The organism is Actinotignum timonense (assembly GCF_900155575.1).
GTDB lineage: Bacteria > Actinomycetota > Actinomycetes > Actinomycetales > Actinomycetaceae > Actinotignum > Actinotignum timonense.
Window position 1 is genome coordinate 657,932 of the sequence record NZ_LT706966.1, and the last position, 16,657, is coordinate 674,588.

Here is a 16,657-nt window from a genome sequence, read left to right on the forward strand (position 1 = left end):
CCCGCGCAATGGAAATAAGTAGGGGTGGTAGGTAAACCAGTTTCGTACATTCACCTACCACCCCCAGCCCCTACACATTGGCGGGGCTAGCCGATATGGCTCTTTTTTTTTTTTGTTTCGACGNAAACCAGTTTCGTACATTCACCTACCACCCCCAGCCCCTACACATTGGCGGGGCTAGCCGATATGGCTCTTATTTTGTTTAGTTACGACGACGCCGCCAAACACTCAGCCCACCAGCCAACACAAGCAGACCAGCCAGGCCAGCCAGGCCCGTCGTATGAGCACCAGTCACCGGCAGGGCCTTAGTGCTGGTTTTGGGTTTGCCGATCTTCACGGTAAACGAATCCAATTCTTTACCCTCACCATCGCTGACCGTGATGGTGATCTTCTCACCAGGCTTCGCCCCTTCATTCGGGGTAACCGTGATAGACCCATCCGGGTTCAAGACCGCGCTGCCCGGGCCGTTCACGGTAACCGTACTACCGGGCGGTACATCCCCGCCCTTATTCGGCACGTCAACCTTCTTACCCGGGCCAGTCAGGCTATCGTCCCAATCCGGGGCCGGGGCCGGCTCCGTAATCGTCACGGTGATGTTATCGAGGGGGTTGCCTACCTTATCGACAACCTTGACCGTGATCTTTTCACCAGGTACCGCACCCTCATTCGGGGTGACAGTAATCGAGCCGTCAGGGTTCAACACCGCGGTACCCGGACCAGTAACCTGGGTTGTCGTGCCCTCAGGAACCTCACCCTTCTTCTTTTCAACAGTTACCGGGGTGCCTGGGGTCGTGGTCGTATCATCCCAATCGGGTGTATCAATCACCTTCACAGGCACAGTAACCACCGGCTTATCGGGGGTGGGGTATTTAGGTGTCGCCTCGATAGGCGGGGTCAGCAGACCGGGCGTCTTGCCCTCAGGGATAGTGATGGTGACCTTGCAATCCTTATCCACCGTAATGGTCACTCCGTCAGCGCGGGTTACCGGGCCGGTGGGTTCGCATTGGGCGGGGTTATCGGGCCCGTTAATCGGATCAATAGTCACGCTACCGTTCGGGGGAACAGGTGTCGGATCCGGATACGTGGGTACGCCGGTACCGGCCATACACACCTTTACCTCGTCCTCGTTCATATCCCGAACCTGAGACTCAGTCTTAGTAGTAGCATTCTCCGGATCCAGAACCCACTTCTTCGAGACACTGTCCCACTTATACGGCGTGGTTGTCACAGTCCTGGTCTGAGTGACTTTACGGGTAGTGCAGTCTTTTGCACCATCCTCGGCCGAGTCAGTCCATTCGGTTTCTTCAACCTTGAGGCCGGGGTTTACGGTGCATTCTTGCAGCTCGCTATCTGTCATATCCCGAACCTGAGACTCAGTGCTAGTTACAGCCTTCTCAGTATCAGCCACCCACTCCTTGCTAGTGGCATCCCACTTATACGGGGTTGTGGTGACCGTGCGAGACTGCTTGACCTTACCGGTCTGGCAGTCCTTAGCGCCCTCATCAGTCGAGTCGACCCATTCGGTGGTCTTTACATCATCGGCGGGTGCGGGCGTGCATACCTGAAGCTCACTGTCGGTCATATCCCGGGTCTGGGTTTCCGTGCTGGTCACGGCCTTGTCGGTATCCGCAACCCACGTCTTGGTAGCCGCATCCCACTTATAGGGCGTGGTCGTCACGCTGCGTGACTGCTTGACCTTACCAGCCGCGCAGTCCTTAGCACCCTCATCAGTCGAGTCGGTCCACTCACCGTTGTCGATCTTGTCGGCAGGCTTGGGGGTACAGACCTGAAGCTCAGCGTCACTCATGTCACGAGTCTGGGTCTCAGTCACGGTTACCGCGTTCTCAGTGTCCAGCACATACTCATGAGCCACGGTATCCCACTTGTAGGGAGTGGTCGTCTTCGAGCGAGTCTGAGTCACCTTACCCGTAGCGCAATCCTTCGCACCCTCATCGGTAGAATCCACCCACTGGGTGGTATCGACTTTGTCGGCGGGGCGAATCGCACACGCCATAAGCTCCACGTCAGTCATGGGCCGGGTTTGAGTCTCAGACTCAACCTTCACCTTATCCGCATCCAAAACCCAGGTCTTGGTAGCGGTGTCCCACTTATACGGGGTTGTGGTCTTGGTACGGGTCTGAGTCACCTGTTTGGTCGCGCAGTTCTTCGCATCGCTACCGGTCCCGTCCACCCACTCGGCCGTATCTACCTTATCGGCGGGCTTGGGGGTACAAACCTGAAGCTCACTATCGGTCATAGCACGCGTCTGAGTTTGGGTTTCAACCTTCGCGTTGTCCGGGTCGGCAACCCATTGCTTTCCGGCCGGATCCCACTTGTGCGGGGTCGTGGTCACGGTGCGAGTCTGCGTCACCTGCTTCGTGTCACAATTCTTGGCATTCTGATCGGTTGCATCCTCCCAGGCGACCTCAGTCACTACAGGTTCCGGGGCGGGTGTACGTACATACACGCTAATCGGGGTAGCCTCACTGAACTCAACTTGTCCGTTACCGGCCGTGTTGAAGACACCCGCGGTAAACGACGTATTCACGTCACCCACGCTATTGGCAATGACGCTCACGGGCAGGGTGCCGGTCGCAGTCGAAGCCAGCGTACCGGTAGAAACCTTCAACCCAGTCACGCCCGCAAGAGCGGCGGTCTCGGTCGGGCACGCAGCCCAAGTCAGGGTATTACCGGACTTGTCCGCCTCAAGGGCAGTCGCTACCGCAGTACGGTCTTGGGTCGTGCATTGGGCGCTCGCGCCTTCAGACGGGGCACCAACCGATACCAGGGTTACGTTACCCGGCACCTGCCACACCAGCTCACCCGTGGCATCACCGGTGGTGGCGTTACCCCACGAGAGCGTCAACGGAATACTCGCGGCACCGTTCTCCAGCGTCACGACGTTGTCAGGGGCACTGGTTGAGACAGACGCGGTGGCCTGCTCAACCAGACCCGTGGTGAAGGAGATCCTCTTAGAGCGACGTACCTCGCTCAGCGGCTGTTGAGGCGAATCCAGGATGACCTTCGTGGTCCCGGTCTGCGGGGACTTAGCCATGACCTGGGCCTGCACTACATAGTTCGGGGCACCATCCACCACCGGGAAGGTGACAGTATCCCCAGGAACCGAGCAATCCTCACGGTTCACACCATCAGCCGCGGCGGTCAGGGTGCCGGCGCCGGGATTGGTGACTTTCAAACACGCCGGAAGGGGGCTGCGGACTGTTTATTGGACATTATCGCTTAAAACCGCTTGACGATGCTCCACAATCGTTAAACCATCGAACTTCAAGGTAATACGCTTCTGGTTATAGAAGAACATATACTCGTCTATCGCCTCGCATAACTCATCGGTTGTAGCCCACTTCTTCCCGTGATAAATCTCGGTTTTCATCCGCCCGAAAAACCCCTCACAAGCAGAATTATCCGGACTACACCCCTTCTTCGACATCGACCGCGTCAACCCGTAACGCCGCGTAAGCTCAATCCAGGACACAGACCGGTAGTGGACTCCCCGATCCGAATGGATCACGAGTGGATGCTCACTCTGGCCGGCTTGTAGCTCGTTTAGACGCTGGTGCGGGAGGGTTGCCAGGGCGTTTTCAAGGGAGGAATCAGCCAACACTGAGGTTGGGTGTAATCCCCTCGTATACGCCACGACTTTCCCGTCATAACAGTCAATAATCGGGGAGAGATAAACCTTCCCGTTAGCTGCGTGGAACTCGCTGATATCCGTGAGCCAAAGCCGTCCGGGCTCATCAGCGTGGAAGTCACGCTCGACTAGGTTTTCCGGTGCCGGGCTGATCTCCCCGCCGTAACTAGAGTACTTCCGGCGTGCTTTGGCATACCTGACCGGGATTTCCTCTTCCCGCATCAAGCGCTGGATGACTTTCTCCGAGACCACATACCCAAGCTTTCTAAGCGCTAAACGGATACGCCGATACCCATACGTATACAAGCCCTCGCGCGCGATCTGAGCGATCAACTCACGCAAGCGAGCATGCTTGTCAGGCCGCTCTAGCTGTTTAGCGGTGTAATAGTACGAGCTTGCCGGCAAATCCAAGGTATCTAAGACCATGGCTAGCGGCGTGGTAGAGCGTAGCTGGTTAGCTACCCGTGTTTTCTCTACCGCTTCACTGCGCCCGCCTGTGCGGGCTTTTCCTTTTTTTGCTAGCTCGAGCTGGGCTTTCAAGACGCGTTTCTGCACGATTAAATCGGCTACAAGAGCACGTAATTCTTCCGGGTCTTGGGGTAGCTGGGCTTCCAGTTGGTGGCGGGTTTTCGCTTTGATCTGGTCGCATTCTTTCTCGTTCATGAGTCCTAGACTGCCTTCCGCATCCCACTTTTTAACCCAAGCATAGATGTTTGTGCAGTTCACGATTCCTAGATCCTGGGCGATAGTGTAGGCGTTTTCCCCGCTGCGGAATCGCTTGCAGGCAGTTACTTTCACGTCCGTTGATATTTTCTGGTTAGGGGCGTGTTTCTTCGGTTTTCTCTGCTCTGGTTTCTCGTTGCTATTCCGGATCCATTTGTAGAGCGTGTCTCGGCCTGGGTAGCCCAGTTTACGGACTGTGGCGGTTACCGATTGCGTGCGTTGGTAGGTGGTGAGGGCTTTACGGATCTGCTCTCTCGTGTACGTACGCTTACTCATTGAACGTTCTCCTTAAAAATCTCTAGGAAACCGTCCGCACCCCCAAGCGTAGCCTTAACCGTGCCTTCGCTTAGGCCGTCTTTCGCGGTGAAACCAAGATTCAGATTACGAACCTGCCCAAACAAACCATCCGCCTTATCCCAGGCAGGATTCAAAGCAAAGGTTCCATCAACAGCAGTGAAATACGACGAAGAATACTTGCCTTCATCTTCCTCCCGGACAGGATTACCGTCAGCTGTTGTCATGAAGCGTATAGGCAACTGCGTACCTATAGTCGAGGTATCACCAGCGGAGCGAATCATGCTCAAATTTATGCGAGAAGCGTTTTGGTAATTTTCTTGAGGCAAGGAGATTGGCCATCTTCCTTTGACTCGCACCGCTTTTACATCGCTCATGTTTGTAGCGTCACTACTCCAGCCTTCTGCCTCATCCCCAAACATTCCGCAGGAGAAATCATCAGCCATAGAGTCGGCGGTACCGCGATAATACTCAGCAGGATCGTTCTCAACTTTCACCACATTAAGTTGGGCAGGTGGGAACATGGCACACGCAGTGGCGTTCTTTCCCTTCAGGTTGCCAGAGTTTTCGAACCAAGAAAGGTAGGCGATACCAACTGGTTGAGTTTTCGTGATCGCGTATCCAGGGGTGTAGTAGTCCGGTGTTTTCCACTGATTATGAATTTCCGCGCGAAGCATCGGATGTGTAGCATCAAGCACGGCCCGCTTGTAAGTAGTATCCGCTGTAGTTATTGGATATTCCACTCCGCTGAGGGTGCGAGCGTAGATCTTCGCTTGACCGACCTCGACGAAAGTATCGCCAGTAGCCTTGTCGGCGGGTATGCCGTAATTTAGTTTTACGAAGGCAATAATATTATTATCCCATGCTTTATCCATGTAGTTTCTGATTGGCCAGGAGGAAGCTGTCAGGTCAGCACCAGTAACTGTAAATGTTGCTTTCCCATCCGTGACGGTTACTTCACCGCATTCGCCGCTATTACGGAAAGAAGCATTTTCTGGACCAATCCCATATTTTTCATACGGATAGCCCCAATTTCGGTCTGTTGCGCAGGAAAATACCGTTCCTTCGGGGGCGGTCACCGGAATCTCAACACGATAGTCCCCAGTTAATGCTTCCAGTCCCTTATTTAACCCTGCAGCGGGACGCTCAGATGCAATTTGTATCACGTGGTAGGAAGTCAGATTTCCGGTAGCGCTTTCCCAGCGTATCTGGGAGCTATCTTCTTTTACGCTGGCGGTGAATTCTGGTTTTGCCGACACCGTTGTCGACACTTTATTCGAGGTAACACCGCCAGCCGTGAACTGGAGCGGGATCACCGAGTCATTCGCGGCGCGGCGCACAAACACCTTCACCGCCGACTTCACGGACTGACCCGCCTTACCCGACAGCTCACAGCGAAGCGTGTTCTTATTCTGGTACGTCAAATCATTCTTGATCGCACTGCCCGCGTTCTTACAAAACGAATCAGAACCCGGAGCAAACTCCACACCAGCAGGCAACTGCGCCTCAAGCGTATAGTCACCATCCTTGGTGACCTGCCAGGACACCTCATAATCAACAGTATCTAGCGAACGAACAACCCCATTATTCGGGCCCGTATCCTTACCGGGGCCCTCATCTTGGCTGAAGTCAGGGGTACCATCAGCCACAACCGCGACCGCAAGGTCCTTCACCATATGCTCGGCCGCAAAGCTATAAGACGCTACCCCCCCCCCGTCACAACAGCGAGCGCAGCAACAGACGCCGCAACCCGTTTCCCAATCTTGAACATCAAGACAAACCTTTCCTCACAAACACCAAGCACCAAGCTTGATTAGAATCCAACCAACACCAAGAAAACCGCGAAAAACCAAGTCCTCCCGGCAATCCCTATCTGTTGGCGCGTGAAACAACCACCATCCAGTGGCCTTCAAACACATACCTTAACCGATTTCCTTGCATATTTGTTAAGAGAAAGACACCACTATTCACCCGCCACCCCGCACCCAACCGCCAGATCACCTACTCACAAGCCACTGACCTGCATCTTTACACATTTGATATGCGCATAATGGCTCCCGGGAACGCACCCGCGCCTCAGCCTTTCATCCTCACACCTCCGGCACATCCACCGCCTGCCACATCTCCCACAGCCGAGCGTATTCCCCGCCGCGTTCGACCAGCTCATCGTGGCTGCCCAGCTCGGCAACCCGCCCGTCGATCATCACGGCCACCCGGTCCGCGGCATGGGCGCTATACAGGCGATGCGCGATGGAAATAACGGTGCGCCCTTCCAGCACCCGGGCCAGGGCACGCTCCGCCGAACGCGCCGCCTTCGGATCCAGCATCGCGGTGGCCTCGTCCAAAATAAGGATCTGTGGATCCAGCACAATAATGCGGGCCAGCGCCAACTGCTGGGCCTGCGCCGGCGAAAGCTCGCGCTCCCCACCCGCCAGGCGCTCCTCCAGAGGCAGATCCAGTTCCACCGCCGCGAGCGCGGCCCGCATCTCCGCCTCGCTGGCATCCGCGCGAGCCATGCGCAGATTATCGGCCACCGTTCCCACGAACACGTGGTGCTCCTGCGTCACCAGTGACACCGTGGTATGCAGGTGATCCTCCCTAATTCGGGAAGCATTCGCCCCGCCGATCCGCACCGTTCCCGATTCGGGCCGGTTGATTCCGGCGATCAGCCGGGCCAGCGTGGATTTCCCGGCCCCGGAGGGCCCCACAATCGCCAGATGCTCCCCGCTGCACACCTCCAGATCCACGCCCTTGAGCGCGTAGGCGCGTGGCTCGCTAGGCCCGGCGTCGTCGTTCATGGTGCGGCCGTAACGGAAACGCACGCCGCGCAATTCGACATCGGTTCCGCGCGGCACGTCGGGGCGCGACTCGGGCGGCACCGTATCCACCCCGAAAATGCGGGCGAAGGACACCAGGGAATACTGGAGTTCGGTGATGAACCAGCCGAGCTCTTCGAGCGGGCCGGCCAGTTGGATCGCGAGCATCGTGACCGTGATGACCTGGCCGAGGGTCGCGGCGCCGCGCGGGATGAGCAGCGCGCCCACCAGCGGCGTGACCAGGACCGGCAGCCACACGGACAGTGCCACGCCGGCGCGGAACAGCCACACGATCCCCGCGCCGTACGTTTCCACGCGCACGTGTTCCTCGATGAAGGTGCCCAGGCGCCCGAGGCGCACCCGCCCCAGGTTGAGGGCGTCGACGGTGGTTTTTTGGGTGACGGTTTCGGAAACCGAGCCGGCGAAAGCCGCGCGCACCGCGCTCCCGGACTGGAAAACCGGGACGATGCGGCGCAGGAACCAGCGCACCACCGCCGTGACCAGCGCCGTGAGGAACAGCGTCCAGCCGAGGGCCGGGGCCGCCAAGAGCGCCGCGCCCAGCGAGACGCACACGGTGGTCACCAGCACCACCAGGCTGGAAATTCCGCGTTGGATGAAGAATTGCACGCGGGTGATATCGTCCGTGGTGCGGCCGAGGAGATCCCCGGAGCCGGCGCTTTCCACCAGGTCAAGGGGCAGGTGGGTGATGCCGTGCACCACGCCGTCGCGCAGCTGGGCGAAAACCCGGTTGCCGAAGTATTCCGCGCGCAAATCCGCGAGGAACGTGAACAGCGTGTGGACCGCGACCGCCCCGAGCATGAGCGCGATGAGCGTGGCCGCGCGGGCGGCGGCTTCCGGGTGGCCGGCGATATCGATGGCGCGGCCGATCACGATGGGCGAAATAACGGCCGCGATGGCCGCCACCAATTGCAGCCCGACGACCAGGCTGAATTCGCCCAGGCGCCCGCGGACAATGCGCGCCAGGGCACGCACGGAAAAACTGCGGGATGCGATGGGAAGGATCATGCCGGCTCCTCTCCGGGTTGCGGTTCTTCTCCGGGTTGCGGTTCTTCTCCGGTTTCCCGCACCACGATGCGGCGGTAGTCCGGGTGCTCGAGTAGGTGCGCGTGCGTGCCGCGCGCGATTTCTTTGCCGTCGCGAATAAGAACGACGACGTCAGCCGCGCCCAGCACCAGCGGGGATGCCGACACGACCACGGTGGTGCGCCCTTTCCTGGCCTGGGCCAGGGCCGCGGCGATACGAGCCTCGGTGTGGGAATCCACCGCGGAGGTGGGGTCCACGAGGATGGCGATCTCCGGGTCGGAGGCCAGCAGCCGGGCGAGCACCAGGCGCTGGCGTTGGCCACCCGAAACATTGCGGCCGCGCTCGGTCACGGTGCCGTCCAGGCCACCCAGCGAATCCACGGCGTCACGGGCCTGGGCGGCGGCCAGCGCTCGGTTGAGCCGGTCATCCGCGCTGGTATCCGCCGGGGCGTGCTGCTGGCCGGCCTGCCCGCTCGAATAATCCTCGAACAGCTGGGGCAGGGTGCGGGCCGGGACAGCCGGGGCGTGCTCGCCCTGGAGGTTCTCGCGCAGAGTGCCGGCGAAAAGATCGGCGACGGGCCCGGAGTAGCGGATATGCGCGCGGAGTTCATCCAGGGGAATATCCGCGGCGCGGGCTTCGCCCGGAACGAGCGCCCCGCCCGGCTCACCGTTAGGTGGCGGGGCAGGCCAGCGCAGGCGGATGTCGGCGTCGTCGTTCATGCGCGCGAGCCGCGCCGCAATCGCGGTGCCCTCCTCCACGTTCGCGCCCACCACGGCGGTGAAGCGCCCGGCTTCGATGTGCAGGTCCGCCGCGGCGTCGTACAGCGAAACCGCACGCCAGTCCGGCGGGATCACGGTGCCGGTGTCGGGCAGCAGCGGTTCGGCCGCGAGCGCGCGCGTGATTATTTTGGCGCTCACCCAGGCCGCGACCGCGGTGGTCGCGAAGCTGGAGAACATGATGATGGGCATGGAGAGGATGGCGCAATAGCCGGCGAACGCGAAGAGTTCGCCGGCGGTGAGGTGCCCGCTGAGCAACATGCTCACGCCCACCGTCACGATGACCGCTTGGAAAATAAGCGGGCCGCCGTTGGTTACGGTGGACATGAGGGCACGCGACGGGGCGGCGTCGAAACCGGCCTTTTTGACCGCTTCCGATTGTTCGCGGTAGCGCGCATTGTAGTAATCTTCTCCGCCGACGCCGCGCATCACCCGCAGCCCGACCACGCCGTCCGTGGCCAATGTGGTGAGTTTGCCCTGTTCTTCGCGCAGCGGCTCGCGCCATTTGGCCATGACGCGGGAAATCCAGGAGACAACCGCCATCACCAGCGGCAGGCCGATAATCACCGCGAGCCCGAGGGGCACGCTCATCCGCATCATGAGCACCGCCACCAGCGCGAAGGACAGCAGCGAGGCCAGGGTAGACGGGGTGTTGATGAGCATGGACCCGACCATGTAGGTATCCGAGTTGAGCACGGAGACGACGTCGCCCGTTTGCATCTCCAGATCGGTGCGGCGCGGGAAAAGCCGGGCGGCGAGGGTGCGCTGCGGATGGATCATCGCCCGCATCCACAGCACGTTCTCGGGGATTTCCGTGCAGAGCGTGAGGGCAAGGATAAGAGTGGCGACGACGAAGGCCCCTGCCGGCGCGAGGAGCTCGGCGGTGATGCCGTGCTCCAGCCCGGAATCTAGCATTTTCCCGACGAAGTGAATTTGGGCCACGCTGGCCACCGAGGTCAGGCAAGCGATCAGCGTGGTCAGCGCGATAAGCCCGGCGTTTTCGCGGGTAATGGCGAGGAGGAAGGCAAGGGGCCGGTTCGGGTAGGCGTGGATATGTTCCTCCGAGAAGCGCAGCGAGCGCGGGCGGAAGGCAGCGAAGCGGGAGATATGCGGGGTGGGCTTTGGGTGCGTGGCGGACGCGGCCGAGGGCTGGGTCATGGGATTCCTCAAGATGCTGTGGTTCGAATATTCCGTGGAGCTGGATCAGGATCCGGAGCTGAGCTAGAGCCGGTTCTGAACTGGCGGTGCGCTGAGCTGAGGTGGAGCTGATCGGGAGCGGGGTACGCGAAAATTGCGGGGGTACGCGGAGTGAGCGCGAGTGCGCCGATGTACCTACCGGTGAGTGTTGCGTGCGTGACCTGGCGTGACTGCCGCGCTTCAACGCGAGGCGCCACGCCGATCTACAGGAATAGTTGAATGCCCATGTGCGGAATAGTAGCACAGAAATTCTGGGCGCCGAGCACCCCGTAAGCCATGCATTTCGCGAGTTGAGCGAGCCATAAGCTGGGTGCCCTGTGGTCCCTCATAACTCGAACCTCAAAATTCACACCAGCCCCTGGGGAGGGGGTATATGTTGTCAGAGCTGTACTTCGTATGTACAACATCCGCAGTACACCCCGGAAAACACATACCCGGTTCGGCGGCCTAAGCACTCAGACTCGCTGTCCATTGACCCGGGAGCAGCAACGTCTAAGAATTGCCCTGTATGAATCGAAACACGGGGCGGAGCGATGGGCACAATCAACTTCTCTACTTTCGACGCAAGTAAATACCTCGATAGTCAAGAGGCCATTGACGACTATCTGGCGATCGCCCGTGCAGACGAAGATGCGGCAACGATGCGATTAGTCCTCCGCGATATTGCCCGCGCGCGTGCCAGAATCCAGCAGGCCCCGCAAAGTGTGCGTCCCGAACCTCGCGGCTCGCAAAGTGTGCGTGAGGAACATGAAATCGGATGAAAACGGTGCTCTCACGCACACTTTGTTGACGATGAAGGCTCGTCACCAAGTCAGGGGCAAACATAGTGCAAATTCCGGACGGTCGGGGGTGCGTAGTGCAAACTCAGAGCAGAAATCAGGCCAAAACGGTGCGTAGATTTGCACCCTGTCGCGGAATCGCTATTGATCTTTCAACCCGCGGCACTGCCGTCCAGGGGCTAATAGACAAATGGTGGGTCTTATACCCGGACTTTTCCTTGCTGTAGCAACGAAAAGTCGGCCTTATTGAGGTCGAGCACCTCAATAAGCCTGCTTCCTTGACATCCGTTGCGTGACATGCCTCGACGGAAAACTCGTTCCGTCCGCGTTGCCACGCGACACAGCCACGGGGCGGGCAGAGGTACAGAGTGCGCATTCTGGGCCGTGTAGGCGCCATAGTGCGCGTTAGAGACACGAAATCGGGTGCAAACGGTACTCTCCCTCGCACTTTGTCTGCGTACCCAGTTCGTACGGATCCGAACCGGATCCAAGCCAACGACACGCCGCCATTAGACCCACTTTTGTCTATTAACCCGCCGTCCAGAGTTGAAATCAGGGACCCCGGCGGAGTAAGCGCCGGGGTCCCTGATCGAAAGGAGGTTCCGATGAAAAAGGAACTATCCGATAGCAACTGTACGGCACAACACTGTAGAGCGCAATGGAAAATTGGGGGTAATGCCGGGTAATGTCATTTAGGGCGATATCGCCAAAACCGATATGAGCAAAGCCAGCGGCGCTCATATCAACTGTGGTGCTCAAGGGGGGAGTTGAACCCCCACGCCCTCACGGGCACACGGACCTGAACCGTGCGCGTCTGCCTATTCCGCCACTTGAGCAAGTGCACGTATGAGCTTATCGTCTCATCCCCGATTAGTCCAAGTTTTTGCAGCCCGAATTTACGTGAGACGCGTCGCAGCACCGCGCCGCCAGCTGGGCGTCGTCGCCCCACCGAACGGAACCGCGCACGGCCCGCGCGCTCACGCCATCGCTCCACACCCGCCCGGCCGAACGCACACCACCCGCTCCGCTCACGGCGCGGAAGGTAGCGGCGCACCGGCGCGGGCGATTACAGTCGCCTATAGAAGCCGCGGAAGCTTAACAAGTTGCAGAAGCTTGAGAACCCGCACAGGCTCACGAAGCTTCAGCGGCCGCCGAAGCTTGACGAGCTACAAAGGCTGAGAAGCTACAGAAGCGAACAGGAATAGGGAAGGGGCAGGGCCATGGGCGCCCTCGGGAAGTTTGAAAAGGGAGTGGAGAACGCCGTTGCCGGGGCGTTCCGCGTTTTCCAGTCCGAACTGAAGCCGGTGGAAATCCTCACCGACATCAAAAAGGCCATGACGCGCGATGCCGCGGAGCTTTCCCGCGACCGCACCGTCGCCCCAAATGTGTTCACCGTTGCGCTCGCCCCGGCGGATCTGGCCCGGGTGGATTCCTGGGGCCAGGAAGCCCTCCGCGAGGAACTCGCCCGCTCCGCGGTGGAATACGCCACCGAACAGGACTATCTTTTCGTCGGCCCGATTGAGATCACATTCGAGGAGGATCCCCAGTTGCGCGAAGGAACAGCACGCACCCGGACAACCACGCAGCGCGGCGCCATCGCCCCGGCCACTCGCAGCGCCGGCACGGAGGAAAACCCGCTCATCCAGGTGGGGCGGGATCGCTACCTCCTCACCGGCACCACCGCAATCATCGGCCGCGGCTCCGATTGCGATATCAGCGTGGACGATTCTGGCATCTCCCGCCACCACCTCGAACTCCAGGTCACCCCGAACGGCGTGATCGCCACGGACCTCAACTCCACGAACGGCACCTTCGTGGAAGGCCACCGCATTAGCGCGGCCACCCTGGTCGACGGCAATACCATCACCATCGGCCGCACCCACATTATGTTTTGGACCGGAACGGCGTCCGCCTCATGAATCTCGCAATAACTTTATTGCGCTTCGGTTTTCTAGCGCTGCTGTGGCTGTTCATTTTCGCCGTCGTGCTGACGGTGCGCCGCGATGTGCTGGGAACGGACGTGCGCCGTCGTTCTTCTCTTCTTTCGGCACGACGCCGCAGCATCCACGCGCCCGCCCCCGCGGAAAACGACTCTCCCGCGGCGCCTGCCGCGCCCGTCGAACGGCCCGTCTACCTGGTGGTGACCGGCGGTCCGCTACTGGGAACCGCGGTGCCGCTCAGCTCGCAACCGGTCTATATCGGGCGAGCCCCGGATAATACGCTCGTCTTGGATGACACCTACGCTTCCGGGCATCACGCCCGTATTTTCGCGGCGGAGGGCCGGCGCTGGGTGGAGGATCTGGGCTCAACAAACGGTACCCTGGTAGGGGGGATCCGCATTAACGGCTCGGCCGCGCTGGACCCCGGCGTTGTTATTCAGGTGGGGGAAACCACGATGGAGCTACAAGTTTGAGTATTCAGCTACGCTACGCGGCGTTTTCCGATGTCGGCCTGGTTCGTTCCAATAACCAGGACGGTGGCTACGCCTCGCCTCATTTGCTCGTGGTGGCAGATGGGATGGGCGGGGCGGCCGCCGGGGATATCGCCTCATCGGTGACGGTGGGTCATTTGGTGGCGGTGGATGATGTGCACGCCGCCGATGATTTGCTGCCGCTGCTGCGCCGCGCGGTGGAGGCCGCGCATGACGATATGCTCGCGCTCGTTGCCGAGAACCCGAAAATGGCGGGCATGGGCACCACCTGCATCGCGATGCTGCGCGCCTCGAATAAGCTCGCGATGGTGCATATTGGTGATTCGCGGGCGTATTTGTTGCGGGACGGGAAGCTCGGACAGGTCACGCATGACCACACCCTGGTCCAGTACCTCGTGGATCACGGCCGGCTCACCCCGGAGGAAGCCGAACACCACCCGCAGCGCAATGTGATTATGCGGGCGCTCGGGGATACTCCCGGCGAGGTGGAGCTGGATGAATCCGTGCGGGAAGCCCGGGTGGGGGACCGCTGGCTGCTGTGCTCGGACGGCCTGTTCGGCGTGGTCGCGCATGACACCATCGAACACGCGATGTACGCGATCCCGGACCTGCACCAGCTGGGCGAACACCTTATTGATTTAGCGCTGGCGGCCGGCGCGCCCGATAACGTCACGGTTATTCTTGCGGATGTTATTGACGACGCCGCAATTACCAGCCCGCTGCCCTCTCAGCCGATCGTGGTGGGTTCGGCGGCGCGCGATTACCGGCGGCCCACCCGCGGGGGGAATTCCGCGGCCGCGAAAGCGGCGACGCTGACGCGGAATGCGAATGCCGGGGCTGGCGGCACTAGTGCCGGTACCCACAACGATGCCGGCAATAGTGAAACTCCCGGGGCGGCCAACAGCTCAAGCGATTCCACCGCTGCGCCCGGAAGTGCCCACCCGAAGGGAAGCGCCAAGAAAAACGCGAAAAGTAGCTCCGCGACTGATACCGGTAACGCAGGCCGCGGATCCGGTGCCGGCTGCGGGAACTCGGGCGCGGAGGGCGCTCCCCGCGCGCGCTGGGGGGCTCGGCTGGCTGTTATTCTGACCGTCCTGGCCCTGGCGGTGGCCGGCCTATTTGGTGCTTACCGCTGGACCCAAAGCCGCTACTACGTGGCTAATAACAATGGCATCGTCACGATTTACCAGGGAATCCCGCAGCGGCTCGGCCCACTGGAGTTCTCCCACGCGGCGGAAGCTACTGATCTTCAGGTCCGTGACCTCACCCCGGTGGCCCAAGATCGGCTAGCCACGCCCATCACGCGCGCTTCGCTGCGCGAAGCGCGCGCCGTCGTCGCCGCCCTTCGTGAACAAAAAGCACAGAACAACGAACCTACGCCAGCGCCCGCGAGTGCGAGTCCCGCGCCCAGCGCTCCGGCCGCGCCGGCATCGGGAGCGCNTCACCCTGTTGCTCCTGGCCGGAGCCATCGGGGTGGGCGCCTATTACCTGGTGTGGACCGGGTTGGGTAATGCCGGCGCGCCTACTACAGGAGCGGATGCTGCCGGAGCGGGTACTGCCGCGCTGCCACCGAGCTTCGCGCTGGTGGTAGGGGCCGGCGCCGCCCTGGTTTTCGCCTGCCACCTGCTCATTCGCGCGCTGTGCCCCTACGCCGACCCGGTGCTCTTCCCCTGCGCCATCGCGCTCAACGGGCTGGGCCTGGCCATGATTTACCGGGTGGACGCGGCGGCGGAAACGGATCACGCCCGCAGCCAGCTCATCCTCACCGCCGGGGCGCTGGTGTTCTTCGCCATCACCATCCTCGCGGTGCGTAATTACCGGGTGCTGCAAAATTACATGTGGACCTCCCTCATCGCCGGGGTGGTGCTGCTCCTGCTGCCGCTCAGCCCGCTGGGCCGCACCCTCAACGGCTCACGCCTGTGGATCGCGGTGGGCGGGATGTCCTTCCAGCCGGCGGAGGTCGCGAAAATCTGTTTCGCGGTGTTCTTCGCGGCCTACCTCGTGGCCGAACGCGATAACCTGGCGCTGGCCGGCCCGAAAATCCTGGGGATTCGCCTGCCCAAAGCCCGCCATATCCTCCCGGTGCTCATCGCCTGGGCGCTGTGCATGGGCGTGCTCGTTTTTGAACGCGATTTCGGCACCGCACTGCTGTTCTTCGGGCTCTTCGTGGCGATGCTGTGGGTGGCCACCGAGCAGGTCTCCTGGCTGGCCATCGGCGGGATCCTCACCGTGGGCGGCGTGTGGTTCATTTCCACCACGGTTTCCCACGTGCAGGCGCGCTTCGCCATCTGGCTCAACCCCTTCGACCCCGAACTTTATGACGCCGTCGGCGGCTCCTACCAGGTAGTGCAGGGCCTCTTCGGTATGGCCTCCGGCGGGCTTTTCGGCGCGGGGCTCGGGCGCGGCTACCCGAACCTGGTGTACGCGGCGCATTCCGATTTCATTTACGCATCCTTCGCCGAGGAACTCGGGCTGGTGGGCGTGGGCGCCATCCTGTGCATCTACCTGCTCCTCATCAGCCGCGGCATGCGGGTCGCCCTGGAATCGCGCGACGGCTTCGGCAAACTCCTCGCCTCCGGGCTCTCCTTTGTGCTCGGGTTGCAATGCTTCATCGTCATCGGCGGGGTGACGCGCATCATCCCGCTGACCGGCCTGGCCCTGCCCTTCCTCGCGCACGGCGGCTCGGCGCTGCTCACGAATTGGATTATTATCGCGCTGCTCATCCGCATGTCGCACACCGCGCGCCGCCCCGAAGAAGCCCGCCCGCTGCCCACCACCGACGAACTCGCGATCCTGCGTGGGAACGCTGACGGCGGGAACGATGAGGGCGACGACGACGCGCGACGCGCCCCGCGCGGCGCGGGGAGCTGGGCCGGTGGCGTGCATTCGGCCAACGCAGCTAACTCGCCTACCGGGGAATCCCGGAACCCAACGGCCGGCCGCGCCCG

At 61.0% G+C, this 16,657-nt stretch carries 10 protein-coding genes and 1 tRNA gene; 5 read left to right on the plus strand and 6 right to left on the minus strand.

Annotated elements, in window-relative coordinates:
• Positions 1–202 precede the first annotated feature (202 nt).
• The 5 genes from CZ322_RS02765 to CZ322_RS02785 form a co-directional block, all read right to left on the minus strand.
• A complete protein-coding gene (locus CZ322_RS02765; protein WP_143231822.1) occupies positions 203–3,196 on the minus strand; it encodes an Ig-like domain-containing protein in 2,994 nt (997 codons plus the stop codon).
• Between the two features lie 27 nt (positions 3,197–3,223).
• The gene (locus CZ322_RS02770; protein WP_087069845.1) at positions 3,224–4,648 is read right to left on the minus strand and encodes an IS3 family transposase; all 1,425 of its coding nucleotides are present in this window, start codon (positions 4,646–4,648) and stop codon (positions 3,224–3,226) included.
• A complete protein-coding gene (locus CZ322_RS02775; protein WP_087070123.1) occupies positions 4,645–6,342 on the minus strand; it encodes a hypothetical protein in 1,698 nt (565 codons plus the stop codon). Before CZ322_RS02775 ends, CZ322_RS02770 begins: the two co-directional genes overlap by 4 nt.
• 414 nt (positions 6,343–6,756) lie before the next feature.
• Complete coding sequence (locus tag CZ322_RS02780; RefSeq protein ID WP_087070124.1) at positions 6,757–8,508, minus strand: ABC transporter ATP-binding protein; 1,752 nt, start codon at positions 8,506–8,508, stop codon at positions 6,757–6,759.
• Positions 8,505–10,460, minus strand: coding sequence for an ABC transporter transmembrane domain-containing protein (locus tag CZ322_RS02785; RefSeq protein ID WP_087070125.1), 1,956 nt, complete (start codon positions 10,458–10,460; stop codon positions 8,505–8,507). Before CZ322_RS02785 ends, CZ322_RS02780 begins: the two co-directional genes overlap by 4 nt.
• Positions 10,461–11,032: 572 nt before the next feature.
• On the opposite strand from CZ322_RS02785, the gene CZ322_RS02790 reads away from it, so the two are divergent.
• Complete coding sequence (locus CZ322_RS02790; protein WP_087070126.1) at positions 11,033–11,260, plus strand: helix-turn-helix domain-containing transcriptional regulator; 228 nt, start codon at positions 11,033–11,035, stop codon at positions 11,258–11,260.
• Between the two features lie 767 nt (positions 11,261–12,027).
• Here the strand turns inward: CZ322_RS02790 and CZ322_RS02795 are convergent.
• A tRNA-Leu gene (locus CZ322_RS02795) sits at positions 12,028–12,114 on the minus strand.
• A gap of 384 nt (positions 12,115–12,498) precedes the next feature.
• On the opposite strand from CZ322_RS02795, the gene CZ322_RS02800 reads away from it, so the two are divergent.
• The 4 genes from CZ322_RS02800 to CZ322_RS02815 form a co-directional block, all read left to right on the plus strand.
• Positions 12,499–13,197 carry an FhaA domain-containing protein gene (locus CZ322_RS02800; RefSeq protein ID WP_087070127.1) on the plus strand — a complete coding sequence of 233 codons (699 nt, stop codon included), beginning with the start codon at positions 12,499–12,501 and terminating at the stop codon, positions 13,195–13,197.
• Entirely contained in the window at positions 13,194–13,691 is a 498-nt protein-coding gene (locus CZ322_RS02805; protein WP_087070128.1) for an FHA domain-containing protein FhaB/FipA, read from the plus strand. Before CZ322_RS02800 ends, CZ322_RS02805 begins: the two co-directional genes overlap by 4 nt.
• A complete protein-coding gene (locus tag CZ322_RS10220) occupies positions 13,688–15,220 on the plus strand; it encodes a PP2C family protein-serine/threonine phosphatase (protein WP_234984430.1) in 1,533 nt (510 codons plus the stop codon). Before CZ322_RS02805 ends, CZ322_RS10220 begins: the two co-directional genes overlap by 4 nt.
• A partial coding sequence (locus CZ322_RS02815) for an FtsW/RodA/SpoVE family cell cycle protein (protein ID WP_234984431.1) occupies positions 15,159–16,657 on the plus strand: 1,499 nt, incomplete at its 3' end. The genes CZ322_RS10220 and CZ322_RS02815, both read left to right, overlap by 62 nt.

Coding starts and splice junctions, on each gene's coding strand:
- CZ322_RS02770 (WP_087069845.1), bottom strand. CDS start 4,648: ATGAGTAAGCGTACGTACACGAGAGAGCAGATCCGTAAAGCCCTCACC.
- CZ322_RS02775 (WP_087070123.1), bottom strand. CDS start 6,342: ATGGTGAAGGACCTTGCGGTCGCGGTTGTGGCTGATGGTACCCCTGAC.
- CZ322_RS02780 (WP_087070124.1), bottom strand. CDS start 8,508: ATGATCCTTCCCATCGCATCCCGCAGTTTTTCCGTGCGTGCCCTGGCG.
- CZ322_RS02785 (WP_087070125.1), bottom strand. CDS start 10,460: ATGACCCAGCCCTCGGCCGCGTCCGCCACGCACCCAAAGCCCACCCCG.
- CZ322_RS02790 (WP_087070126.1), top strand. CDS start 11,033: ATGGGCACAATCAACTTCTCTACTTTCGACGCAAGTAAATACCTCGAT.
- CZ322_RS02800 (WP_087070127.1), top strand. CDS start 12,499: ATGGGCGCCCTCGGGAAGTTTGAAAAGGGAGTGGAGAACGCCGTTGCC.
- CZ322_RS02805 (WP_087070128.1), top strand. CDS start 13,194: ATGAATCTCGCAATAACTTTATTGCGCTTCGGTTTTCTAGCGCTGCTG.